Origin of the sequence: Streptomyces sp. NPDC006332, from assembly GCF_040612855.1 — a bacterium.
Lineage (GTDB): Bacteria > Actinomycetota > Actinomycetes > Streptomycetales > Streptomycetaceae > Streptomyces.
In genome coordinates this window covers 125,642-145,914 of record NZ_JBEXRA010000015.1, presented here as the reverse complement: position 1 = coordinate 145,914, position 20,273 = coordinate 125,642, and the positions used below count along the sequence as shown (strand labels likewise).

The following is a 20,273-nucleotide window of genomic DNA, read 5'->3' as shown; positions in this document are numbered from 1 at the left end:
GTCAGTACGTCCACCGGTACGCCGCCGCCACCCGTTCGTCGTCCAGCCCGTGGACGGCGGCGCTCTCCCCGAGCCGTACGGCGATCACCGCGTCCGCGAGGACCGGGCCCAGCGCGTCCCGCAGCGTTGCGTCCTCGCGGAACTTTTCGACCGCCTCGTCCAGCGAGGTGGGCAGTCGGCGCACACCGCGGGCCGCCGCGTCCTCGGCCCCGAACCGGGCCGGGTCCCCGGTGATCTCCTCCGGCAGCGCGGCCGAGGACGTCACCCCGTCCAGGCCGACGGCGATCAGGCAGGCGAGCGCCAGATACGGGTTGGCGGCCAGGTCGACGGGCTTCACCTCCAGGTTCGCGGCCTGGTCGCGCACGCCCGACATCCCGGTGATCACCCGTACCGCCGCCTCCCGGGTCTCGCGGCCCCAGGCGGTGAACACCCCGGCCCACTGCGACGGTCTGAGCCGGAGGTAGCTCGCCGGGCTCGGAGCGGTCACCGCGGTGAGAGCGGGCAGATGGGCGAGGACTCCCGCCGTGAACGACTCGGCCTCCTTGGTCATGCCGTACCGGCCCGCGCCCCCGGAGTGCAGGTTCACGCCGTCCCGCCAGGCGGAGAGGTGGATGTGGCCGCCGTTGCCGACCCCCTGCGCGAAGACCGCCGGAGCGAAGGAGACGGCGAGGTGGTGACGGGCCGCGACCGCGCGGACGGTCTGCCGCACCAGCACGCTCCGGTCGGCCGCCGCCACCGGATCGAGCGCGCCCACCGACACCTCGAACTGCCCGGCCGCGTACTCGGGATGGAGCTGCTCCACCTCGACCCCCTGCGCGGCGAACGCGGCCAGCAGGTCGGCGGTGTAGTCGCTGAGCTCGACCTGCCGGGTGGCGCTGTACGCCGGTCCGGTCGTCGCCGGCACGAAGTTGCCGCCGGACGGCCCCTGGCTCACGGACCACTCGACCTCGATGCCGGCCCGGAAGGTGAGGCCGTGGTGGTCGGCGGCCTCCCGGACGATCCGGCGCAGGACGGTCCGGCCGCACCCCGGATGAGGCGCGCCCTCCTGGGTGATCCGGTCGACGGGCGCCCACGCCCAGCCAGGCTGCCCGGCCAGCACCACCAACTGGTCCAGGTCCGGGTACAGCCGCAGATCGCCGTCCGGCGAACCGAGCACGTCGGTGGAGACGATCGAGTCGTTCGCCAGGAAGGTGTCGAACACCGGGGACATGCCGACCCCCCAGGCCGCCGCCGCGGTGAGCCGGGCCGTCGGGACGGTCTTCACCCGGGTGACGCCCGCGGTGTCGACGTAGGCGAGGACGACGCCGTGCACGCCGCGCCCGGACAGTTCCCCGGCGAGCGCCGCGGCCCGTTCGACGTCCCCGGGACGCCCGCCGGGGACGGGGTCGGCAAGCGTGGTCATACGTCCTCCTCGGCGAGCCCGGCCGAACCCGTGGCCGGGGTCGGCGCCTGCGTCAGGGTTTCACGGCCACCGCGCCGAACTGCGGTACCACGACGGGGGAGTCGGGCTCGGCACGCCACCGCGAACACGACACCAGACCCGGCTCCAGCAGCTGAAGTCCGTCGAAGAAGGCGGCGATGTCCGCGCGGCTGCGGGCGGTGATCGGCGGGGTGGCGTTCTCGTTCCAGAACGTCATCGCCGGGATCTGGCCCTCGCCGCCGAGGTCCGCGTCGAAGGTGGGGTGGGTGAGGGCCAGGTAACTGCCGGACGGCATCGCCGCCATCACCCGGCGGGAGATGTCCTGGGCCTTCTCGGCGTCCAGCACGAAGTTGAGGATGCCCAGCATCATCACCGCGATCGGCTGGTCGAAGTCGAGGGTTTTCGCGGCGCGTTCGAGGATGGCGTCCGGGTCGTGCACATCGGCGTCTATGTAGTCGGTGACGCCGTCGGCGGTGCTGGTGAGCAGGGTGCGGGCGTGGACCAGGACGATCGGGTCGTTGTCGACGTAGACGATCCGCGAGTTGGGGGCGATCCGCTGGGCGATCTCATGGGTGTTGTCGACCGTCGGCAGCCCGGTCCCGATGTCGAGGAACTGCCGTACGCCCCGCTCCTCGGCGAGGAACCGCACCGCGCGGCCCAGGAACCAGCGGTCGGCGCGGGCGACCTCCCGGATGATCGGGAACATTCCCGCGACGTGGGCCCCGACCTGTTGGTCGACCTCGTAGTTGTCCTTGCCGCCGATCCAGTAGTTCCAGACGCGCGCGTTGTGCGCCACAGAGGTGTTCAGCCTCGCCGACGTGTCTGAGGGGGTGTGGCTGTCGCTCACGTCTGTGCTCCTTCTCGCGCCTGCCGTCGTCGCCATTGTGCCGCCCGATGATCAGCGTTGTCCCGGGAACGGCCGCTGCGGTGCGGGCGGCGGTGAGTGGGCGGGACGGCGAGGGCGACGGACGGGGAGGCGCGGGAGGCGGTCAGTCGATCTCACTCGGGTCCGCGGGGGGTGTCCGGCCGGCCTGCACGTCCTTCAGGCGAGGGGTGCCCTGCTGGACCGCCCGCTCGACGGAGTCGCTCGCGCCGCCGTGGGGCCCGCCGGCGGTCACGGTGATCGCGTCGGTGCCCACCCTTACGACGGCCACGTCCAGGGTGAGCGTGGTGGGCACGTCGTCCGCGGTGCCCTGCACCACCACCTGCAGTCCCTGCCGGGCGTCGCCCTCCTTCGGCACCGGGTTCTCGGTCACCTGGACCGTGCGTTTGTCGCCCGCCGAGTCGATCGCGGTGAACTCGTCGCACTCCGTCGGCAGGGACTTCAGCCAGTCCAGGGAGTCGACCAGGGCCTTGTCGTCGTATGAGGCGGCCTGGTAGAGCAGCCGGGAGTCGCCCTCCTCGAAGCCGGTCAGCGCGGACGCCCCCGACGGCTTGCCCAGCAGGTCGTCGTCGTAGAGCGAGTCGAGCAGCCGCTGGCAGTCGGCGGCGTCGGCCTTGGCGGTGAGGAAGTCGGCGACGTCCACCTTGTCGACCAGCAGTGTGTCGCGCCAGGACGCGGCGTCCGCGACCTTCGTCCAGTCGTCCTCGATGTCCGCCTCGGTGATCAGCGCGGCCCGCGCTCCGGCAACGGTGAGACGGGGTCCGCCCGAGGGAGAGGGTGACGTCGCGGTGAGCGGGGAGGCGGCCCGCGTCCCGTCCGCGACCGGCGACGCGACGTCCTGGGGACCCTGGCCGTCACCGTCGTCGTCCGAGCAGGCCGAGGCGGTCAGCAGCACGCCCGCCACCAGGGCCGACGCGAGGAAGCGGACGGCGGGGGCACCCCCAGTGACCGTGCGGCGAGGGGAGCGGGGCGGGCGAGCGGTCATGGCGGGACGCCTCCAGGATCGACAGATGCCCCCCAGCCGACCACCGGCCGGCGCGGCACACCAGCGCAGCGGCCCGTTCGGGTGAGCGGACCGTTTCGACGACGGCGACTCGAACGCCCCGCCCGGCATGCCCGACCGCGTCCCCACGACGACACTGTCCTGAGTACGACACCGTCCGCACCCGGCCCCGGACCCCAAGGAGCGGTCATGCTGCCCGGATTCCTCGCCAGAGCGGTCGCGGTGCTGCTCGACCGCGAGGGACACTCCCTCCACCTCAGGGCGGCCGGTGCCGCGCTGATCGTCCTCCTGGTCGTGATGCTCACCGGTTCGTGGGCCGTGATCGTCGCCGAACAGGGCGCGAGGAACGCCAATCTGACGACCTATCCGCGAGCCCTGTGGTGGTCGGTGGAGACGGCGACCACCGTCGGATACGGCGACTTCTACCCGGTGACCCTGTGGGGCCGGATCGTCGGTGCGGTGATGATGGTCGTCGGCATCACCACGTACGGCATGGTCACGGCGGCCCTGGCCACCTGGTTCGTGGGCCGGGAGAAGAAACGGCGCGGCCGGATCGCCCGCGAGATCGGCAGCGACGTCCACGCCCTGCACGAGCGCTTCGACCGCCTGGAACGACTGCTCGCGGGCCGGCCGAAGGACGACTGACACCGCGGCAGCGCGGCTCGTACCTGCCCGTTCTGCCGCAACGCGGCAGCGCCCCGGACCGCGTGGGGCCGGGGCGACGCTGTTCGTCCTTGCCGGGGGTGACCGGGGGTGACGCGCACCCTGCCGTTCACTGTTCTCAGGTCACGGCCTCAGCGGGTCGTGACCGATCGTCATCAGGCGTTGCCGACGGCGCGTCTCCTCCGCCTCGGGCTCGTTCTCCGCGTTCGTCTGTTCGGAGACGGTGTCCACGACGTCGTACATCACGCGGATGTCGTCGTCGGTGAGATCCGTGCGCCGCTTCTGGAGGATGGCCAGGACGTGCTGCCCCGTGGGCGTGCCCGCGTGTTCCGGCAGCGGCTCCGCGTTCTCGTCGGCGTCACGCACCCGCAGCCAGGCGGCCAGCTCCTGCGAGGTCATGTTCACCACGCGGTGGAAGTCCTCCCACAGGGCGTCCATTTCGAGGGCGTCGGTCATCAAGTGCCCCTCCTTGCATACGAGTTCGAACCGGGGTGGGACGGGTGCCGGTCAGTCGGCCCTGGGCCAGTTCTCCGCGTCGAACATCCAGCGCTGCTTCTCCAGCTCGGCGGTGATGGTGATCAGCAGGTCCTGGGTGACGGGGTCGGCCTTGTCGGTGGCCTCGATACGCTCGCGCAGTCGCCCGATGGCCGCCTCCAGGGCCTCGACCAGCACCTGGACGACATCGGTGTCCCGTACCCAGCCGTCCTTCGGGCTCGGCAGTGTGAACGCCGACGCGATGGTCTCCGGCCGGCCGTCCGGCGGCAGCCCGAGCGCCGCTGCGCGCTCCGCCACGGTGTCGGAGAACTCGCGCGCGGCCGTCACCACCTCGTCGAGCTGCAGGTGGATCGACCTGAAACGCGGTCCCACGAGGTTCCAGTGGGCCTGCTTCCCGATCAGGGACAGCCCGATGAGGTCCACCAGAGTGCTCTGCAGCGCGTCCCCGACCACCTGTCGGGCGGAGTCGGGAATCGTGCTCTTCACGACAGTCATACGATGCTTCTCCTTCTGGCGTCTTCTCCGGCCGAACGGAGCAGCGCGTCCCGTTCCTCCTCGCAGGTACCGCCCCACACGCCCGAGGTCTGCCCGCAGTCCAGCGCGAACGCCAGACACTCGGGGATCACCGGGCAGCGGGCGCAGACCTGCTTGGCGGCCGCGATGTCTCGCAGCGCCGGTCCGGTCGTGCCCACGGGAAAGAACACCTCGGGGTCCATCCCCACGCAGGCAGCACGGCGCAACCACTCCATGGCAGCGCGGGTGCCCAGGTCGAAGTGGTGCAAACACCCCGTGGCCTCGCCTGACGTGTGCTGTCTCAGCTCGTGAGCACCTCGTCCACGAAGCGAGTCACCTCCGCGAAAACTGCCGCCCGGTCCGTCTCGTGGAACACCTCGTGCCGGGCGCCCGGACGGACCCGCTCGGTCAGCCGGCCGCCGCTCAGCTCCTCGACGCCGACCCGGCTCCCGGCGAGCGGCACCAGCCGGTCCTCCTCGCCGTGCAGCCACAGCAGCGGGAGCCGTCCCACGTCACCGGCGCCGGACACGGTCTTCAGGGTGCGCGCGAACGCCTCCAGCGTGGGCCGCTTCATCGGTCCGTGCCACACCAGCGGATCCGCCGCGTAGGCCGCCCCCACCGCCGGGTCGCGGGAGAGCGCGGCCGGGCTGATCGGGGTGTCGGGGATCTCGTCCAGGGCCAGCAGCCGCTCGGGCAGCTCCCACGTGCCGATCACCGGCCCGGACAGCACCAGCGCGGCGAGCGTGTCGCCGTGACGCTGTGCGTAACGGGCCGCGATCAGGCCGCCCATGGAGTGCCCGACCATCACCACCGGTACGTCCGGATACCCGCTCCGGGCGGCCCCGGCCACGGTGTGCACGTCGGTGACCACGTCCTCGAAGTCCTCGATCAGGACGCGCTCGCCCGCCGACCTGCCGTGCCCGACGTGGTCCGGCCCGAACACGGCCGCTCCGTGTCCCACCAGAACCCCGGCGAGCTCCTCGTACCGGCCGATGTGCTCGCCGTACCCGTGGACGAGCAGCGCGACATACCGGGGTCGCTCGGCCGGCCACTCCCGCGCGCTGATCGCGCCCCGGGTTCCGGGCAGGACGTGCTCACGGGAGTCGGTCATGTCTCCTCCGGAGGGGTCGGTGCGGCTCCTGGGGATCTTCCCAGGGGCCGGCGGACCGGTCCATACGGCGCTCACCAGGACGCGGGAACCGTACCGGCACCGGCCACCTGACGAGACGCTCCTCCGGGCGCCGGTTCCTTGCACATAGCATCGGTGTTCGCATGAACACGATGACCCTCTGGCACATATCCGGCTGGGAGTTCGCCGCCCTCGCCTTCGCCGCCTTCCTCGTCGGTTTCTCCAAGACCGCCGTCAGCGGGGCCAACACCGTCAGCCTGGCGATCTTCGCGGCCGTGCTGCCCGCCCGGGCCTCCACCGGCGTCCTGCTGCCGGTGCTGATCGCCGGAGACGTGCTCGCCGTGCTCACCTACCGTCGGCACGCCCACTGGCCCACCCTGTGGCGGCTGTTCCCGGCGGTCGCCGTGGGTGTGCTCGCCGGGACGCTGTTCCTGGTGTGGGCGGACGACGGGGTTGTCCGCACGTCCATCGGCGCGATCCTGCTGCTGATGGCCGGAGTGACGGTGTGGCGCCGTCGCACGACCGACGCACAGGAGCAGCCGGACCCCGTCGCCGGCCGGGCGGGCCGGGTCAAGGCCCGTTCGTACGGCGTCCTCGGCGGCTTCACCACGATGGTCGCCAACGCGGGCGGTCCGGTGATGTCGATGTATCTCCTTTCCGCCGGCTTCCGCAAGCTCGGCTTCCTCGGGACCTCCGCGTTCTTCTTCCTGATCGTCAACGTGTCCAAGGTGCCCTTCAGCGTCGGCCTCGGCCTGATCGACGGCCACTCGCTGCTCCTCGACGCGGCGCTCGCGGTGTTCGTGGTGCCGGGGGCGTTCACCGGCAAATGGGCTGTGAACAGGATCAACCAGCGGTTGTTCGAACGACTGGTGATCGCGGCGACGATCCTGGGCGGCCTGCAACTGCTGCTCCGCTAGGACAGGCCCTGGGGTCGTAGGCTCTCGCCATGTCCACGCACGTCCTCATCCTCGGTGGTACCGCCGAGGCACGTGAGCTGGCCGCCGCCCTGGTGGCGCGTAGTGTCCGTGTCACGACCTCGCTCGCCGGGCGCGTGGCGCGTCCCGGGGCGATCGCCGGCGAGGTCCGGATCGGGGGCTTCGGGGGAGCGGACGGGCTGGCCGACTGGCTGCGCGAGCAGCGCGTGGACGCACTCGTCGACGCCACCCATCCCTTCGCCGAGTCGATCACCGCGAACGCGGCACGGGCCGCGGCGGCGACCGGTGTCCCGGCGCTGGTGCTGCGCCGCCCGGGCTGGCACCCCGGCCCCGCGGACCGCTGGTATCCGGTCGCCTCCCTGTCGGCGGCCGCGGACCTGCTGCCGCGGCTCGGCCGACGGGTGTTCCTGACCACCGGACGGCTGGGCCTGGCCGCCTTCGCCGACCTCACGGACCTGCACTTCGTCGTACGGTCGGTGGAACCGCCCCAGCCGCCGTCGCCGCCGCACACCGAAGTCCTGTTGGCCCGGGGGCCGTTCACCGTGGCCGACGAGACGGCCCTCCTGTACGACCAGCGCATCGACGTCCTGGTGACCAAGGACAGCGGGGGAGCGGCCACGGCCGCCAAGCTCACGGCCGCACGCGCGTTGCGCCTGCCGGTGGTGGTCGTACAGCGACCGCCCCTGCCCGAAGCCGTCACCACGGTGCCCGACGTGGCGGGGGTACTGGCGTGGCTCGGCCTCGACCCTCACTGACCGAGGCACATGCACTTAGCGCTGGTCGTCAGGCCCGGGGCGACGCCTGCGCAACAGATACGTGTCCATGATCCAGCCCTTGCGCTCGCGGGCCTCGGCGCGCAGCCGCTCGATACGGGGCGCGGTCTCGGCGATCGGGCCGGCGGCGAGGATCTCGTCCGGCGTGCCGATGTAGGCGCCCCAGTAGATGTCGATGTCCTGGTCGGCGTACCGGAGGAAGGTCTGATGGGCGTCGAGCATCACGACCACGTCGTCCACGCCGTCGGGGAATCCCTCGGCGAGCCGCCGGCCGGTGGTGATCTGCACGGGCCGGCCGACCCGGTTCAGGCCCGTGCGGTGCCGGGCGACCAGCGCCGAGACGCTGCTGATGCCCGGCACGACGTCGTACCCGAAGTCCACCGTGCCCCGGTCGAGGATCTCGTCCAGGATCCCGATCGTGCTGTCGTACAGCGCGGGGTCGCCCCACACCAGGAACGCGCCGCTCTCGCCCTCGCCCAACTCCTCGGCGATCAGCCGCGCGTAGATCTCCGCGCGGGCGCTGCGCCAGTCCCCGACGGCCGGGGAGTAGGCGGCGCCGCCCGCGGCCCGGTCGCGCTCCGGATCACGCGCCTCGACCACGCGGTACGTCCCCCGCGGCACATGTGCGTCCAGCATGTCCCGGCGCAGTCCCACCAGGTCCGCCTTCACCTCGCCCTTGTCCAGGACGAAGAACACGTCCGTGTCGCGCAGCGCCTTGACGGCCTGCAGGGTGAGCTGGTCGGGGTCGCCCGCGCCGATACCGATGACATGAATCTTTCGCACGCCCCGAGTCTGCCCCACCCCACCGGCACCGCGGACACCGCGTCCACGTCGGCGGACGGTGCGGTTTTTCTGGCGATGCCGGTGCCTTGCCTACGACACCCCCCGCAGCCGCGGCGCCCGATCCCGCGCGTCCACGCCCTCGCCGTCCCGCTCCACGGTCTCCGCCAGCGCCCGAGCCCACGCCGTGAGCCCCGTCAGGTCCATGTCGTACGGCCGGTGACGCCCGGTGGCCGACGCCCACTGGCCCAGCGCGTCCGCGCCGCGTCGCAGCAGCCGGGCGCCGCCCGTCACGTTGCCCCGGGCCGCGTGGGTGAGCCCCACGGCGAGCTGGGCGAGGCTCCGCCACAACGCGCGTTCGTCCTCGGGCCCCGACTTCCAGGCGTCCTCGAACACCTCGTGCGCGTGGAAGGGCTTTCCCCCGTCAAGCAGCGACTGCGCCTCCGCGACGCTCTCCCGCGGGGCCCGGACGACGCCCTCGGGCTGCCGGGCGACACCGTCCGAGCCGTACGGCAGTGGCCGCCCCAGCCCGTCCCGGGGCCGGGCGTTGCGGGCCCGCCCCTCGTCGTCCCGGTCCCGCGCGCCGGCCTGCCGTCCTGCGGATGCACTGCCCATACGTCGATTGTCCCGCGCCGCCCCCCGACGGCCGCGACCACCCCACGCCCTCCCCCATCGAGCAGGCCCCCGACGTGCGGTAAAGTTCTGTCCGCGCGTTCCCACGGCTCACCGTGGGAGGCGCATCGGGACGTGGCGCAGCTTGGTAGCGCACTTGACTGGGGGTCAAGGGGTCGCAGGTTCAAATCCTGTCGTCCCGACTTGTGAAGCAGCAGGTCGGAGGTCATTTCCGGTGAACCGGAGGTGGCCTCTTCGTCGTACCCGAGGGCCGGAATGGCGCCGGATGGGGGCCGGGCGCCATGGGGCGGCCCTGTGACGCACCTTGTTTCTCGGTTCCACTGATGAGCCGCGTTGGGTGATTTGTCACGATATGTGCTTGATCTTGCTTTTTGTGGCACCTAGTGTTCGCCGGGGAACTCCGCGAGGCCCTGGTCCCGTGCCGCCGTCCGGAAGCGAGGTGTGGAGCGCGTGAACGTGAGGTGCGGCTGCCGGCCCGTTTCGGGTCAGAAGAGACGTCGCAGCGGGACGCGATGGCTGCGGGCGTTCGCCGTACTGCCGTTGCTGGCGTCGGTTCTCGCCGCCTGTGGCAGTGACGAGGGCTCCGGTAGGCCCACCCTCAACTGGTACAACTTCCCCGACGACTCCGGTGCGCTCCAGAAGGCAGCCGACCGGTGCAGCCAGGCGTCCGGCGGCCGCTACCGGATCAGCTACAACAAGCTTCCGCGCGCCGCCGACGGCCAGCGGCAGCAGATGGTCCGCAGACTCGCCGCCGAGGACGACTCCCTCGACATCCTGGGCCTGGACGTCACCTGGGCCGCGGAGTTCGCCGAGGCCCGCTGGATCCGCGAGTGGACCGGAACGGTGAAGCAGCGGGCCACCGAGGGCACGCTGCGGGTACCGCTGCAGACCTCGACCTGGAAGGGCAGGCTGTACGCGGTCCCGTACAACACCAACACCCAACTCCTCTGGTACCGCAAGGACCTGGTGCCCACCCCGCCCAAGACCTGGGCCGAGATGATCGCCATGGCCCGTTCCCTGGCCCGGCAGGGCAAACCGCACTTCGTGGAGATCCAGGGCGCCCAGTACGAGGGCCTGACCGTCTGGTTCAACACGCTGATCAACAGCGCGGGCGGCTCCATCCTCAACCCGGCCGCGACCGAGCCCTCCCTCGGCCCGCCGGCCGTCCAGTCCGCCGAGATCATGCGCCGGCTGGCGAAATCCCCGGCCGCGGACCCCTCCCTGTCCAACCAGATGGAGGACCAGAACCGCCTCGCCATGGAGTCGGGAACGGCGGCGTTCGAGATCAACTACCCGTTCGTCTATCCGTCGATGAAGGCGAACAACCCGGACCTGTTCAAGAACTTCCGCTGGGCCCTGTACCCCCGGGTCGACGCGGGCCGCCCCGCCCGCCCCACCATCGGCGGCATCGACCTGGCCGTGAGCGCCTACTCGCGCCACCCCGACCTGGCCTTCGAAGCGGCCCTGTGCCTGCGCAACCGGGACAACCAGCTCACCGCCGCGCTCGATGGCGGACTGCCGCCCACCCTGCGCGCCCTGTACGACGACCCGGCGTTCATGAAGGCATACCCCTTCTCCCGTGAGGTGCTGACCTCCCTGGAAGCGGCGAGCGTGCGTCCGCTCACTCCGGCCTACCAGAACATCTCGATCGCGATCTCCCACACGCTCTCCCCGCCGTCGGGGATCGAGCCGGTGAGCTCCGTCGACACCATCAGGGACCAGATCGACGATGCCCTGCGATCCGAGGGTGTGATCCCGTGAGCATGCAAGCCGAACCGGCCGGAGCCCCCCAGCCCCCGAAGACGGAGCCCTCCAAGCAGGAACGGGCGGCGATCTCGGCGGGCGCCCGGCAGGAGCGACGGCTCGGCTGGCTGCTGTGCGCACCCGCCGTCATCGTCATGCTCGCCGTGACCGCCTACCCCATCGGATACGCCGTCTACCTGTCCCTCCAGCGCTACGACCTGCGGTTTCCCGGACAGGCGAAGTGGGTGGGCCTGAGCAACTACGGGGCCGTGCTGACCTCGACGTTCTGGTGGGACGCGTTCTGGGTGACGCTGTTCATCACCGTCGTGTCCGTGGCCATCGAACTGGCCCTCGGCATGGGTCTCGCCCTGGTCATGCACCGCACGATCTTCGCGCGCGGCGTCGTCCGCACCTCGGTCCTCATCCCGTACGGCATCGTCACCGTGGTCGCCGCCTTCTCCTGGCAGTACGCCTGGACACCGGACCTCGGCTACCTCGCCGGACTGCTGCCCAGCGGGGACGCCCCGTTGACCGAGCAGTGGCCCGCCCTGTGGCTGATCGTCCTCGCGGAGGTGTGGAAGACGACCCCGTTCATGGCGCTGCTGCTGCTCGCTGGCCTCGCCCTGGTCCCCGAGGAGACCCTGCGGGCGGCCATGGTGGACGGCGCCACACCCTGGCAGCGGTTCATCAAGGTCATGCTGCCGCTGATGAAGCCGGCCATCCTGGTGGCGCTGCTCTTCCGCACCCTGGACGCGTTCCGGATCTTCGACAACATCTACATCCTGACCGCGGGCGCCCAGGACACCGGCTCCCTGTCGATCCTCGGATACGACAACCTGTTCACCGCGCTGAACCTGGGCATCGGGTCGGCGATCTCGGTCCTGATCTTCATCTGTGTCGGGATCATCGCCTTCACGTTCGTCAAGCTGTTCGGCGCGGCCGCACCGGGCGCGGAGGTGAAGCGCTGATGGCCGAAGTAGGAAAGACACACGCGACCCGATGGGCCGTCATCAACGTCGTGGTGGTGCTGTACGCCCTGTTCCCGGTGTGGTGGATCGCCGCGCTGTCGTTCAAGGACCCCAGCACCCTCACCGACGGCGACTACATCCCGAGGGACTGGACCTGGGAGAACTACCGGGGCATCTTCGCGACCTCCGAGTTCACCAGGGCGCTGATCAACTCGATCGGCATCGCCCTGATCGCCACCGTCATCGCGGTGGCGCTCGGCACCATGGCCGCCTACGCGGTGGCCCGGCTGCGGTTCCCCGGCAAGCAGGTCCTCATCGGCATGTCGCTGCTGATCGCCATGTTCCCGCCGATCTCGCTGGTGTCTCCGCTGTTCAACATCGAGCGGAACATCGGGATCTTCGACACCTGGATCGGGCTGATCATCCCGTACATGACCTTCTCGCTGCCGCTGGCGATCTACACCCTGTCGGCGTTCTTCCGGGAGATCCCCTGGGACCTGGAGAAGGCCGCCAAGGTGGACGGGGCGACGCCCGCGCAGGCCTTCCGCAGGGTCATCGTGCCGCTGGCCGCGCCGGGTGTGTTCACCACGGCCATTCTCGTGTTCATCTTCTGCTGGAACGACTTCCTCTTCGCGATCTCGCTGACCTCCACCGAGGCCGCGCGCACGGTGCCGGCCGCGATCGCGTTCTTCACCGGGAGCTCCCAGTTCCAGCAGCCCACAGGGTCGATCGCCGCCGCCGCTGTGGTCATCACCATCCCGATCATCGTTTTCGTCCTGTTCTTCCAGCGGCGGATCGTCGCCGGACTGACCTCCGGGGCAGTCAAGGGGTGAACGGGCCGACCGCGGCAGACAGGCCGCCGGACCGAGACACCGACCGCAGTACTCGGACCCGGAAGGCATGAAGGCAAGGAGGCACCATCCATGGCCGAGATCATCCTTGAGGGAGTCACCAAGCGCTTTCCCGACGGGGCCCTCGCCGTGAAGGACGTGGACCTCGAGATCGCCGACGGCGAGTTCGTGATCCTGGTCGGTCCGTCGGGCTGCGGCAAGTCCACCACCCTGAACATGATCGCCGGACTTGAGGACATCACCGAGGGCACCCTGCGCATCGGAGGCCGAGTCGTCAACGACCTGGCTCCCAAGGAACGCGACGTCGCCATGGTGTTCCAGAGCTATGCCCTGTACCCGCACATGAACGTCCGGGAGAACATGGGCTTCCCGCTGCGCCTGGCCAAGGTGGACAAGGACACCGTCAACGCCAAGGTGACGGAAGCCGCCCGGATCCTCGACCTGACCGAGCACCTGGACCGCAAGCCCGCCAACCTCTCGGGCGGTCAGCGCCAGCGGGTGGCGATGGGACGGGCGATCGTCCGTGATCCCAAGGCGTTCCTGATGGACGAGCCGCTGTCCAACCTGGACGCCAAACTCCGGGTACAGATGCGGACCCAGATCTCCCGGCTGCAGCGGCGCCTGGGCACGACCACCGTGTACGTCACCCACGACCAGACCGAGGCGATGACGCTCGGCGACCGCGTCGTGGTCATGAGGCAGGGCCTGGTCCAGCAGATCGGCACACCAGCCGAGCTGTACGACGCCCCACGCAACATCTTCGTCGCCGGCTTCATCGGCTCCCCGGCGATGAACTTCCTCAACGCCACCCTGGAGGACGGCACCCTGCGCTCGCCCCTGGGCGACCTGCCCCTCGACGACCGTACGAGGCAGGCGCTGGAGCGGGCGAACGCGCCCCGCGAGGTCATCCTCGGGCTGCGGCCGGAGGCCTTCGAGGACGCGGCCCTGTCCCACGACCGGGAACGGACGGGCCCGGCGTTCACCGCCACCGTGGACGTACTGGAGTCGCTGGGCTCCGATGTGTATGTCTACTTCACCGCGGAGGGCGGCCCCGCGACGACCACCGAACTGGAGGAGCTGGCCGCGGACTCGGGCCTGCGGGACACCGGCGCCGACACCCATCAGATCGTGGCCCGCCTGGACGCCGCCACGCGTGCCCGTGAGGGCGAACCGGTCGAGATGCAGGTCGACATGGCCAAGGCTCACGTGTTCGACCCGGCGACCGGAGCGAACCTCACACACCCGGTGAGGGCGGACTGACGACGCGCCGCACAGGGCACCGATCCGCGTCCCGGCATCGGCGATCCAGCATGTGCGGCCGGTCTCCGGGCTGTCCTCCGCGAGGAAATCGGTCGCGCCCCGTGGGGTGAGCCGTTAGCTTCCGCCTGAGCAATGGGGTACGAGACGCGACGGCGAGGGAGTCAGGCATGCAGACCGAGGGTGTGCGGACCGACCGATTGGGCTTACTGCTCGGCCAGTTCGACGACGCCAGGGACACGGCCCGGGCGCGCCTGGCGGGGCTCGGCGACGAGGAGTACCTGTGGGAGCCGGTGCCCGACTGCTGGTCGATCCGGCGCCGGGGCGAGGCGGTGACGCCCAGGGCGTTCGGGCCGGGCGAGTGGGTGCTCGATCTGGGCGAGGGGCAGATCCCGGCAAGTGAGTACGCCGAGGTCGCCCGGCAGGCGGCCGGCGGCATGACCGTCGCCGAGATCGCCGATGACTGGAGCGTGAGTGCCGAACGGGTCGAGCAGATCCTCGCCGGCACCGCTGAACCGGAGCCCGACGACACCCCGGTCACGACCATCGCGTGGCGGCTGGGGCACCTGCACTTCCACTTCGCGGGCCCTTGGGAGTGGACCTTCGGTGAACGACGCCACGAGCCGAAGCTGTTGGTCGACTTCACCCCCTCCGCCGACCTGGCACTCGAACGGTTCTGGGAGGTGATCGACCGCTGGCGTGACAGCGTCGCCAACGTCACCGAGGAGCAGCTCGACACGGTCGGCTTCTCGCAGTACCCGTACAGCAACGACGCCGACTACCCGTACGCCTCCGTGCTGGCGGGGGCCAACATCGAGTTCATCCACCACATGGCCGAGATCGCGTTGCTCCGGGACCTGTGGCGGACCCGCTTCACCAACGGCGCACGGGCCAGGGCTCAGTAGCGTGCCGTGACGGCCGTCAGATAGCCGCGCAGCATGGTCTTCGCCTCGTCGAGGAGGGCCGCGTCGCCCCTGGTGTCAGCGCGGAACGCCTCCTGGGCGAGCGCGTCGGCGGTGAGGATCGCGGCATGGCAGGAACGGGCGAGTGCCTCGTCGTCGCCGGCGAGGCCGAGGGCGAGCAGGATCCGGCGGATCCCGTCGGCCATCCGGCGCTTGTGCTCGCGGTCCGCGGCGCGGGTCCGCTCGGTCAGGCCGCTGCCGAACCAGAGGGCGCGGAAACCGTGTTCGGTGCGGTAGATCTCGGTGTACGCGTCGACGAGGACACCGACCGGGTCGTTCCAGCGCTCGGCCGCCGCGGCCCCGACGAGGTCGTCCATCGTGGCTTCGAGCTTCGCGAAGTAGCCGGCCGCCAGTGCCTCGATGATCGCGCCCCGGTCGGGAAGGTACTGGTACAGCGACCCCACCGACACCCTCGCCTCCGCCGCGATCCGGGTGGTGGTGAGCGCCTCGACCCCCTCGTCGACCAGCACCCGCTCGGCGGCCTCCAGAACCCGGGTCAGGCGCGCCCTGCTGCGGGCCTGCTGGGGGGTACGCCGGAGGGAGGCGAGCCCCGCCGTCCGGCCGAGGTCGGTGGTCGGCTCGTTCACGCGACAACGACCTCCACAGGTGAATGTGACATTGTTTCAGGTTTAGGTTAGCGTCGCGCGCATGACCGACTCAAGCTCGGCGCTGGACGAGGAGCGGGCCGCGGTAGCCGCCGCGTGCCGCCGGCTGGGGGCCGAGGGCCTGCTCATCGGTACGGCGGGCAACGTCAGCGTGCGTGCGGGGGAGCGGGTCGCGATCACCGCCACCGGCGCGGTGCTCGCCGAGCTGACCCCAAACCAGGTGACCGTCGTCGATCTCGACGGGAAGACCGTGGCCGGCACCCTGCGCCCGACCTCGGAGCTGGACCTGCACCTGGGCGTCTATCGGCGCTACGGCACCGGCGCGGTCGTGCACACGCACGCCCCCATGGCCACCGCCCTGTCCTGCGTCCTCGACGAACTACCCTGCGTCCACTACCAGTTGCTCACCCTGGGCGGCACCGTACGGGTGGCGCCGTACGCCACCTTCGGTACCCCGGAACTCGCCGCATCGGTGCTCGCGGCGCTCGAGGGCCGCAGCGCCGCACTGATGGCCAACCACGGCTCGCTCACCCACGCACCGACCCTCGACAAGGCGGTCGAACACGCGCTGCTGCTGGAGTGGGCCTGTGGTGTCTACCAGCGCGCGGCGGCCCTGGGCCCGCCCCGCGTCCTCGACGAACAGCAGCAACTCGCGGTGATAGAGGCCGCGCTCGCACGGAACTACGGCACCACCCAGCCCTTACCACCCGAGCAGGAGGGACCCCGATGAAGGTCGTCACGATGGGCGTGCACGTACTGGACGTACTGGTACGGCCGGTGGAGGAGATACCCGAGGGACAGGGCGCGACCCTGGTGGACGACATCCGGATGACCGCCGCCGGAACGGCCGGCGGTACCGCCCTCACCCTCGCCAAGCTGGGCGCCTCGGTCCGCACCGCCGGCGCGATCGGCACCGACCCCACCGGTGACCTGCTGGTGCAACTGCTCAACCGGGCGGGCATCGACACCGAGTTGCTGGTCCGCCGCGCCGACACCTCCACCTCCGCGAGCGTCCTGCCCATCCGTCCCAACGGCGACCGCCCCTCCCTCCATCTGCTCGGCGCCAACGTCACCTACGGTCTCGACGACGTGCCCTGGGACGCCGTCGCCGAGGCCACACACCTGCATCTCGGCGGCCCCGAGCTCATCGGTGTCGACGTCGCCGCGCGCATCCTGTCGCACGCCAAGGAGCACGGCGTGGTCACCTCCATGGACCTGCTCGCGCCCGGTGTGCTCGGCAGCTTCGACCAGATCGAGCAGGCGCTGCCGTACGTCGACCATCTGCTGCCCAACGACGACCAACTCCTCGGCTTCACCGGCGAGGACGACCTGATGGCGGGCGCCCACAAGCTGCTGGCCGCCGGTGTCGGCGTGGTCGCGGTGACCCGCGGCGGCGACGGCGCGCTGGTCGTGACGGCCGAGGGCACCGAGACGGTCCCCGCCTTCGCGATCGACGTCGTCGACAGCACCGGCTGCGGCGACGCGTTCTCCGCGGGCTTCCTGCGCGGGATCAGCCTCAGCCGCACACCCCGTGAGGCGGCCGTTCTCGGCTGCGCGGCGGCCGCGCTGGTGGCGCAGGGACTCGGCAGCGACCACGGGGACTTCGACCTCGCCGAGGCCGACGAGTTCTCCATGATCCAGAAAACCCACTCCTGAGCCGCACTGAACCCAACCCCCTGGTCCCGGGCGCGCGGGACACGGAAACCGCGGGTGACCCCCGAGCGCCCGGCCCGCAATGGTAGAAGCGGGCATGACCAACTCGTACTCCGCCTCCCTTCCGGCAGGCATCCGATGACCGCCGGTGTCGACACCCCCGACCGCCGGGGACGCACCGGACTCGACCGCACCGGCCTCGACCTGACCGGCAACCCGCGCGTCAAGGTGCGCGACGTGACCCTGCTGTCCAGCCACTGGTACGTCGAGCGGGCCACCACCTTCGACTACCGGCACGCCGACGGCACCTGGACGACCCAGCAGCGCGAGACCCACGACCGCGGCAACGGCGCCACCATGCTGCTGTACGACACCGAACGCGAGACCGTGCTGCTCACCCGGCAGTTCCGGTTCCCGGTGTACGTCAACGGACATCCCGACGGCATGCTGGTCGAGACCCCCGGCGGGCTCCTCGACGACGAGGACGAGCACCCGGAGATCGCCGTACGGCGGGAGGTCGTGGAGGAGACCGGGCACACCATCGGCGAGGTCCGGCACGTCTTCGACGTCTACATGAGCCCCGGCTCGGTCACCGAACGCGTCAGCTTCTACGCCGCCGCCTACGGGCCCTCCACCCACACCCACGAAGGGGGTGGCCTGGACGAGGAGGGCGAGGACATCGAGATCCTCGAACTGCCCTTCCGCCGCGCCCTGGAGATGATCCGGACCGGGGAGATCGCCGACGCCAAGACGATCATGCTCCTGCAATGGGCCGCCCTGGAGGGACCGTTCGCCGGCTGAGCCTCCCAACCCCCGGCTCGCGCCCTCGACTCGAAGAGAACTGGGGACGATTGATAACCTGACCGGCCCACTACGGTGAAGGACTCCTCGTGACACTCGGCATGGTGCTCGGCGACCGCTCCTCACGCGCTTCGACGCGGGAGCGGTAACCGCCCCGGCCTGATCCCCGGCCCGACTGACCCGTGCCCTGGCCCGGGCGATCGCCCGTGCCCACCACGGGCGGTTCGCCACGCCCCTCGTCGAAGTGCTCTTCGTGCCCCCCTGCACGTTCCTTCACGAGGAGTACGCCGTGTCCACCATCCACTGGACCGAGGACCACACCACCCACGCCGCCCGCTGGCACTCCGAGGGCCACACCCCGCCGCCGCGCCGGATCGTCGTCGCCGACGAGAGCCTGCGCGCCGCCACCGCGCACCGTCTGGCCTGCGAGGGCGTCGCGCTGCTCTGGCGGGGCGACTACCAGGGCGCCCGTCAGCTCCTGACCGCCATGGGCCGACGCGTCGACCGCACCTCGCGCATGCCGGGGAGCGACCCGCTGGAGACCTACCACCTGCACCGCCGGGCCCGGGCCCACCGCGCCCGGGTCCTCGGCAGGCTGCTCGTCCAGCTGGAGGACGGCCACACCCTGAACCTGCGCCGGGCACCCGACGTACGCGAGGCGTGCACGGCGGCGTACGGTCCCTCGCGCGGCCCCGTGGTGATCTCGCTCCGGGAACTGCTCGGCGTGCTCGGTGCCTGGCAGTGGCGGCTCAAGGGCGTGGCGGTCCCGGTCCTCAAGGCCCGGGTCCACCCGCACTACGGGGTGTTCGCCCCGGTCCGCGGTGAGTATGTCGACCTCGTCGCGCAGGCTCCCGTCCATGGCCGAACCGCATTCGACCTGGGTACCGGGACGGGCGTGCTGGCCGCCGTCCTCGCCGGGCGCGGCCTCGAACAGGTCGTGGCCACGGACATCAGCCCGCGCGCCCTGGCCTGTGCGCGCGACAACGTCCGGCGGCTAGGCGTCGCCGCGCGCGTCGCCGTGACCGGACCGGCCCTGTACCCGGACGGCCGCGCCGACCTCGTCGTCTGCAACCCGCCGTGGCTGCCGGGACGGCCCGCCTCGGACCTCGAACGCGGCGTACACGACCCCGACTCGGCCATGCTCCGCGGCTTCCTCGACGGGCTCCCCGCCCACCTCACCCCAGGTGGCGAAGGATGGCTCGTCCTTTCCGACCTGGCCGAACACCTCGGCCTGCGCAGCCGTCAGGACCTGCTCGCCCTCATCGACGAGGCGGGCCTGCGCGTCACCGGCCGGCTCGACACCCGCCCCAGGCACCCGAGGTCACGGGACCCCCGCGATCCACTGCACACCGCCCGCGCGGCCGAGGTCACCTCCCTGTGGCGGCTTGCCGTGCGGTGACGTCGGGGCTCAGGGGGATCAGGGTCGGACCAGTAGCTGGAAGTCGAAGGTGTACCGGGACGCGCGGTAGATGTGCGTCCCGTACTCGACCGGGCGGCCGGTGTCGTCGTACGCGGTGCGTTGCATGGTCAACAGGGCGGTGCACTCGCTCTCGTCGAGGAGGTCGGCCTCCTCGGCGGTGGCGCTGCGGGCGCCGACGGTCTGGCGGGCGCTGTGCAGGGTGATGCCGGCGGCGCGCAGCATGCGGTAGAGGCCGGTCGACTCCAGGCGGGCCGTGTCGAGGTCGAGCAGGCCCACGGGCAGGTAGTTGACCAGGAAGGCCACGGGCTGGCCGTGGGTGGAGCGCAGCCGCTCCAGGCAGGTGACCTCGCTGCCCTCGGCGATCCCGAGGGCGGCCGCCACGTCGGCGGACGCGGCGACGCCCTCGTTGCGCACCACCCGGGTCGCGGGTCCCTGACCGGCCGCCTCCAGGTCGTCGTAGAGGCTGCTGAGTTCGAGTGGGCGCTTGACCTGGCTGTGCACCACCTGGGTGCCGACCCCGCGGCGGCGCACCAGCAGTCCCTTGTCGACCAGGGACTGGATGGCCTGGCGGACCGTCGGACGGGACAGGCCGAGGCGTACGGACAGGTCGACCTCGTTGCCCAGGAGGTTGCCGGGGGCGAGGACGCCGTGCTCGATCGCCGCTTCCAGCTGCTGGGCGAGCTGGTAGTACAGCGGCACCGGACTGGAGCGGTCCAGCGCGAAGTCCAGGGAGCCGAGCGCGGGGGCGGCCACGGATCGCGGGTCGCCGCCGGTCTTCGCCATGGA

At 71.2% G+C, this 20,273-nt stretch carries 23 protein-coding genes and 1 tRNA gene; 13 read left to right on the top strand and 11 right to left on the bottom strand.

Annotated elements, in window-relative coordinates:
* Position 1: 1 nt before the first annotated feature.
* The 3 genes from ABZ027_RS16500 to ABZ027_RS16490 all read right to left on the bottom strand — a co-directional run bounded on the left by ABZ027_RS16500 (position 2) and on the right by ABZ027_RS16490 (position 3,288).
* The gene (locus ABZ027_RS16500) at positions 2 to 1,402 is read right to left on the bottom strand and encodes a glutamine synthetase family protein (protein ID WP_356768713.1); all 1,401 of its coding nucleotides are present in this window, start codon (positions 1,400 to 1,402) and stop codon (positions 2 to 4) included.
* Positions 1,403 to 1,454: 52 nt separating this feature from the next.
* Positions 1,455 to 2,267, bottom strand: coding sequence for an SAM-dependent methyltransferase (locus ABZ027_RS16495; protein ID WP_356768711.1), 813 nt, complete (start codon positions 2,265 to 2,267; stop codon positions 1,455 to 1,457).
* 142 nt (positions 2,268 to 2,409) lie between these two features.
* Positions 2,410 to 3,288 carry a hypothetical protein gene (locus tag ABZ027_RS16490; RefSeq protein WP_356768709.1) on the bottom strand — a complete coding sequence of 293 codons (879 nt, stop codon included), beginning with the start codon at positions 3,286 to 3,288 and terminating at the stop codon, positions 2,410 to 2,412.
* 207 nt (positions 3,289 to 3,495) lie between these two features.
* Between ABZ027_RS16490 and ABZ027_RS16485 the strand changes: the two genes are divergently transcribed.
* Positions 3,496 to 3,951: a potassium channel family protein gene (locus ABZ027_RS16485; RefSeq protein WP_356768707.1), complete on the top strand. Its 456-nt coding sequence runs from the start codon at positions 3,496 to 3,498 to the stop codon at positions 3,949 to 3,951.
* 141 nt (positions 3,952 to 4,092) lie between these two features.
* On the opposite strand, the gene ABZ027_RS16480 is transcribed toward ABZ027_RS16485, so the two are convergent.
* From ABZ027_RS16480 to ABZ027_RS16465, 4 genes are all read right to left on the bottom strand, one after another.
* Positions 4,093 to 4,425: a DUF3140 domain-containing protein gene (locus ABZ027_RS16480; RefSeq protein WP_356768706.1), complete on the bottom strand. Its 333-nt coding sequence runs from the start codon at positions 4,423 to 4,425 to the stop codon at positions 4,093 to 4,095.
* Between the two features lie 51 nt (positions 4,426 to 4,476).
* The gene (locus ABZ027_RS16475; RefSeq protein WP_356768704.1) at positions 4,477 to 4,959 is read right to left on the bottom strand and encodes a DNA starvation/stationary phase protection protein; all 483 of its coding nucleotides are present in this window, start codon (positions 4,957 to 4,959) and stop codon (positions 4,477 to 4,479) included.
* Positions 4,956 to 5,213 (bottom strand): WhiB family transcriptional regulator, encoded by a 258-nt coding sequence (locus tag ABZ027_RS16470; RefSeq protein ID WP_356768702.1) that lies wholly within the window; start codon positions 5,211 to 5,213, stop codon positions 4,956 to 4,958. The genes ABZ027_RS16475 and ABZ027_RS16470 overlap by 4 nt, the downstream gene beginning before the upstream one ends.
* 65 nt (positions 5,214 to 5,278) lie before the next feature.
* Entirely contained in the window at positions 5,279 to 6,088 is an 810-nt protein-coding gene (locus tag ABZ027_RS16465) for a lysophospholipase (protein ID WP_356768700.1), read from the bottom strand.
* Positions 6,089 to 6,249: 161 nt separating this feature from the next.
* Between ABZ027_RS16465 and ABZ027_RS16460 the strand changes: the two genes are divergently transcribed.
* Positions 6,250 to 7,023, top strand: a complete 774-nt coding sequence (locus ABZ027_RS16460; RefSeq protein ID WP_356768698.1) for a sulfite exporter TauE/SafE family protein — start codon at positions 6,250 to 6,252, stop codon at positions 7,021 to 7,023.
* A 29-nt stretch (positions 7,024 to 7,052) separates the two neighbouring features.
* Positions 7,053 to 7,796, top strand: a complete 744-nt coding sequence (locus ABZ027_RS16455) for a cobalt-precorrin-6A reductase (protein WP_356768696.1) — start codon at positions 7,053 to 7,055, stop codon at positions 7,794 to 7,796.
* 15 nt (positions 7,797 to 7,811) lie between these two features.
* On the opposite strand, the gene cobF is transcribed toward ABZ027_RS16455, so the two are convergent.
* Positions 7,812 to 8,597 carry a precorrin-6A synthase (deacetylating) gene (cobF, locus tag ABZ027_RS16450; RefSeq protein WP_356768694.1) on the bottom strand — a complete coding sequence of 262 codons (786 nt, stop codon included), beginning with the start codon at positions 8,595 to 8,597 and terminating at the stop codon, positions 7,812 to 7,814.
* Positions 8,598 to 8,687: 90 nt separating this feature from the next.
* Positions 8,688 to 9,209 (bottom strand): DUF309 domain-containing protein, encoded by a 522-nt coding sequence (locus tag ABZ027_RS16445; protein WP_356768692.1) that lies wholly within the window; start codon positions 9,207 to 9,209, stop codon positions 8,688 to 8,690.
* 126 nt (positions 9,210 to 9,335) lie between these two features.
* Between ABZ027_RS16445 and ABZ027_RS16440 the strand changes: the two genes are divergently transcribed.
* From ABZ027_RS16440 to ABZ027_RS16415, 6 genes are all read left to right on the top strand, one after another.
* A tRNA-Pro gene (locus ABZ027_RS16440) sits at positions 9,336 to 9,409 on the top strand.
* Between the two features lie 268 nt (positions 9,410 to 9,677).
* A complete protein-coding gene (locus tag ABZ027_RS16435) occupies positions 9,678 to 10,988 on the top strand; it encodes an ABC transporter substrate-binding protein (protein ID WP_356768690.1) in 1,311 nt (436 codons plus the stop codon).
* Between the two features lie 2 nt (positions 10,989 to 10,990).
* Positions 10,991 to 11,938 carry a sugar ABC transporter permease gene (locus ABZ027_RS16430; protein WP_356768778.1) on the top strand — a complete coding sequence of 316 codons (948 nt, stop codon included), beginning with the start codon at positions 10,991 to 10,993 and terminating at the stop codon, positions 11,936 to 11,938.
* Positions 11,938 to 12,771, top strand: a complete 834-nt coding sequence (locus tag ABZ027_RS16425; RefSeq protein ID WP_356768688.1) for a carbohydrate ABC transporter permease — start codon at positions 11,938 to 11,940, stop codon at positions 12,769 to 12,771. The genes ABZ027_RS16430 and ABZ027_RS16425 overlap by 1 nt, the downstream gene beginning before the upstream one ends.
* A 90-nt stretch (positions 12,772 to 12,861) precedes the next feature.
* Positions 12,862 to 14,049: a sn-glycerol-3-phosphate ABC transporter ATP-binding protein UgpC gene (ugpC, locus tag ABZ027_RS16420; protein WP_356768686.1), complete on the top strand. Its 1,188-nt coding sequence runs from the start codon at positions 12,862 to 12,864 to the stop codon at positions 14,047 to 14,049.
* Between the two features lie 167 nt (positions 14,050 to 14,216).
* On the top strand, positions 14,217 to 14,951 hold the full coding sequence (locus ABZ027_RS16415) for a DinB family protein (RefSeq protein WP_356768684.1): 735 nt from the start codon (positions 14,217 to 14,219) through the stop codon (positions 14,949 to 14,951).
* Here the strand turns inward: ABZ027_RS16415 and ABZ027_RS16410 are convergent.
* A complete protein-coding gene (locus ABZ027_RS16410; protein WP_356768682.1) occupies positions 14,945 to 15,595 on the bottom strand; it encodes a TetR/AcrR family transcriptional regulator in 651 nt (216 codons plus the stop codon). The two genes, ABZ027_RS16415 and ABZ027_RS16410, sit on opposite strands and share 7 nt — an antisense overlap.
* Before the next feature lie 61 nt (positions 15,596 to 15,656).
* On the opposite strand from ABZ027_RS16410, the gene ABZ027_RS16405 reads away from it, so the two are divergent.
* From ABZ027_RS16405 to ABZ027_RS16390, 4 genes are all read left to right on the top strand, one after another.
* Positions 15,657 to 16,343 (top strand): class II aldolase/adducin family protein, encoded by a 687-nt coding sequence (locus tag ABZ027_RS16405; protein WP_356768680.1) that lies wholly within the window; start codon positions 15,657 to 15,659, stop codon positions 16,341 to 16,343.
* Positions 16,340 to 17,269 (top strand): carbohydrate kinase family protein, encoded by a 930-nt coding sequence (locus ABZ027_RS16400; RefSeq protein WP_356768678.1) that lies wholly within the window; start codon positions 16,340 to 16,342, stop codon positions 17,267 to 17,269. Before ABZ027_RS16405 ends, ABZ027_RS16400 begins: the two co-directional genes overlap by 4 nt.
* Before the next feature lie 135 nt (positions 17,270 to 17,404).
* Positions 17,405 to 18,067 (top strand): NUDIX domain-containing protein, encoded by a 663-nt coding sequence (locus tag ABZ027_RS16395; protein ID WP_356768676.1) that lies wholly within the window; start codon positions 17,405 to 17,407, stop codon positions 18,065 to 18,067.
* Positions 18,068 to 18,356: 289 nt separating this feature from the next.
* Positions 18,357 to 19,466 (top strand): class I SAM-dependent methyltransferase, encoded by a 1,110-nt coding sequence (locus ABZ027_RS16390; RefSeq protein WP_356768674.1) that lies wholly within the window; start codon positions 18,357 to 18,359, stop codon positions 19,464 to 19,466.
* Positions 19,467 to 19,484: 18 nt separating this feature from the next.
* On the opposite strand, the gene ABZ027_RS16385 is transcribed toward ABZ027_RS16390, so the two are convergent.
* Positions 19,485 to 20,270 (bottom strand): GntR family transcriptional regulator, encoded by a 786-nt coding sequence (locus ABZ027_RS16385; RefSeq protein ID WP_356768672.1) that lies wholly within the window; start codon positions 20,268 to 20,270, stop codon positions 19,485 to 19,487.
* Positions 20,271 to 20,273: the final 3 nt, after the last annotated feature.

What these genes read in the sequence shown, in the direction of transcription:
- ABZ027_RS16480 (WP_356768706.1), bottom strand. Translation starts at nt 4,425, where the DNA reads ATGACCGACGCCCTCGAAATGGACGCCCTGTGGGAGGACTTCCACCGC.
- ugpC (WP_356768686.1), top strand. Translation starts at nt 12,862, where the DNA reads ATGGCCGAGATCATCCTTGAGGGAGTCACCAAGCGCTTTCCCGACGGG.
- ABZ027_RS16485 (WP_356768707.1), top strand. Translation starts at nt 3,496, where the DNA reads ATGCTGCCCGGATTCCTCGCCAGAGCGGTCGCGGTGCTGCTCGACCGC.
- ABZ027_RS16400 (WP_356768678.1), top strand. Translation starts at nt 16,340, where the DNA reads ATGAAGGTCGTCACGATGGGCGTGCACGTACTGGACGTACTGGTACGG.
- ABZ027_RS16415 (WP_356768684.1), top strand. Translation starts at nt 14,217, where the DNA reads ATGCAGACCGAGGGTGTGCGGACCGACCGATTGGGCTTACTGCTCGGC.
- ABZ027_RS16475 (WP_356768704.1), bottom strand. Translation starts at nt 4,959, where the DNA reads ATGACTGTCGTGAAGAGCACGATTCCCGACTCCGCCCGACAGGTGGTC.
- ABZ027_RS16425 (WP_356768688.1), top strand. Translation starts at nt 11,938, where the DNA reads ATGGCCGAAGTAGGAAAGACACACGCGACCCGATGGGCCGTCATCAAC.
- ABZ027_RS16470 (WP_356768702.1), bottom strand. Translation starts at nt 5,213, where the DNA reads ATGGAGTGGTTGCGCCGTGCTGCCTGCGTGGGGATGGACCCCGAGGTG.
- ABZ027_RS16395 (WP_356768676.1), top strand. Translation starts at nt 17,405, where the DNA reads ATGACCGCCGGTGTCGACACCCCCGACCGCCGGGGACGCACCGGACTC.
- ABZ027_RS16385 (WP_356768672.1), bottom strand. Translation starts at nt 20,270, where the DNA reads ATGGCGAAGACCGGCGGCGACCCGCGATCCGTGGCCGCCCCCGCGCTC.
- ABZ027_RS16405 (WP_356768680.1), top strand. Translation starts at nt 15,657, where the DNA reads ATGACCGACTCAAGCTCGGCGCTGGACGAGGAGCGGGCCGCGGTAGCC.
- ABZ027_RS16500 (WP_356768713.1), bottom strand. Translation starts at nt 1,402, where the DNA reads ATGACCACGCTTGCCGACCCCGTCCCCGGCGGGCGTCCCGGGGACGTC.
- ABZ027_RS16460 (WP_356768698.1), top strand. Translation starts at nt 6,250, where the DNA reads ATGAACACGATGACCCTCTGGCACATATCCGGCTGGGAGTTCGCCGCC.
- ABZ027_RS16445 (WP_356768692.1), bottom strand. Translation starts at nt 9,209, where the DNA reads ATGGGCAGTGCATCCGCAGGACGGCAGGCCGGCGCGCGGGACCGGGAC.
- ABZ027_RS16490 (WP_356768709.1), bottom strand. Translation starts at nt 3,288, where the DNA reads ATGACCGCTCGCCCGCCCCGCTCCCCTCGCCGCACGGTCACTGGGGGT.
- ABZ027_RS16430 (WP_356768778.1), top strand. Translation starts at nt 10,991, where the DNA reads ATGCAAGCCGAACCGGCCGGAGCCCCCCAGCCCCCGAAGACGGAGCCC.
- ABZ027_RS16455 (WP_356768696.1), top strand. Translation starts at nt 7,053, where the DNA reads ATGTCCACGCACGTCCTCATCCTCGGTGGTACCGCCGAGGCACGTGAG.
- ABZ027_RS16465 (WP_356768700.1), bottom strand. Translation starts at nt 6,088, where the DNA reads ATGACCGACTCCCGTGAGCACGTCCTGCCCGGAACCCGGGGCGCGATC.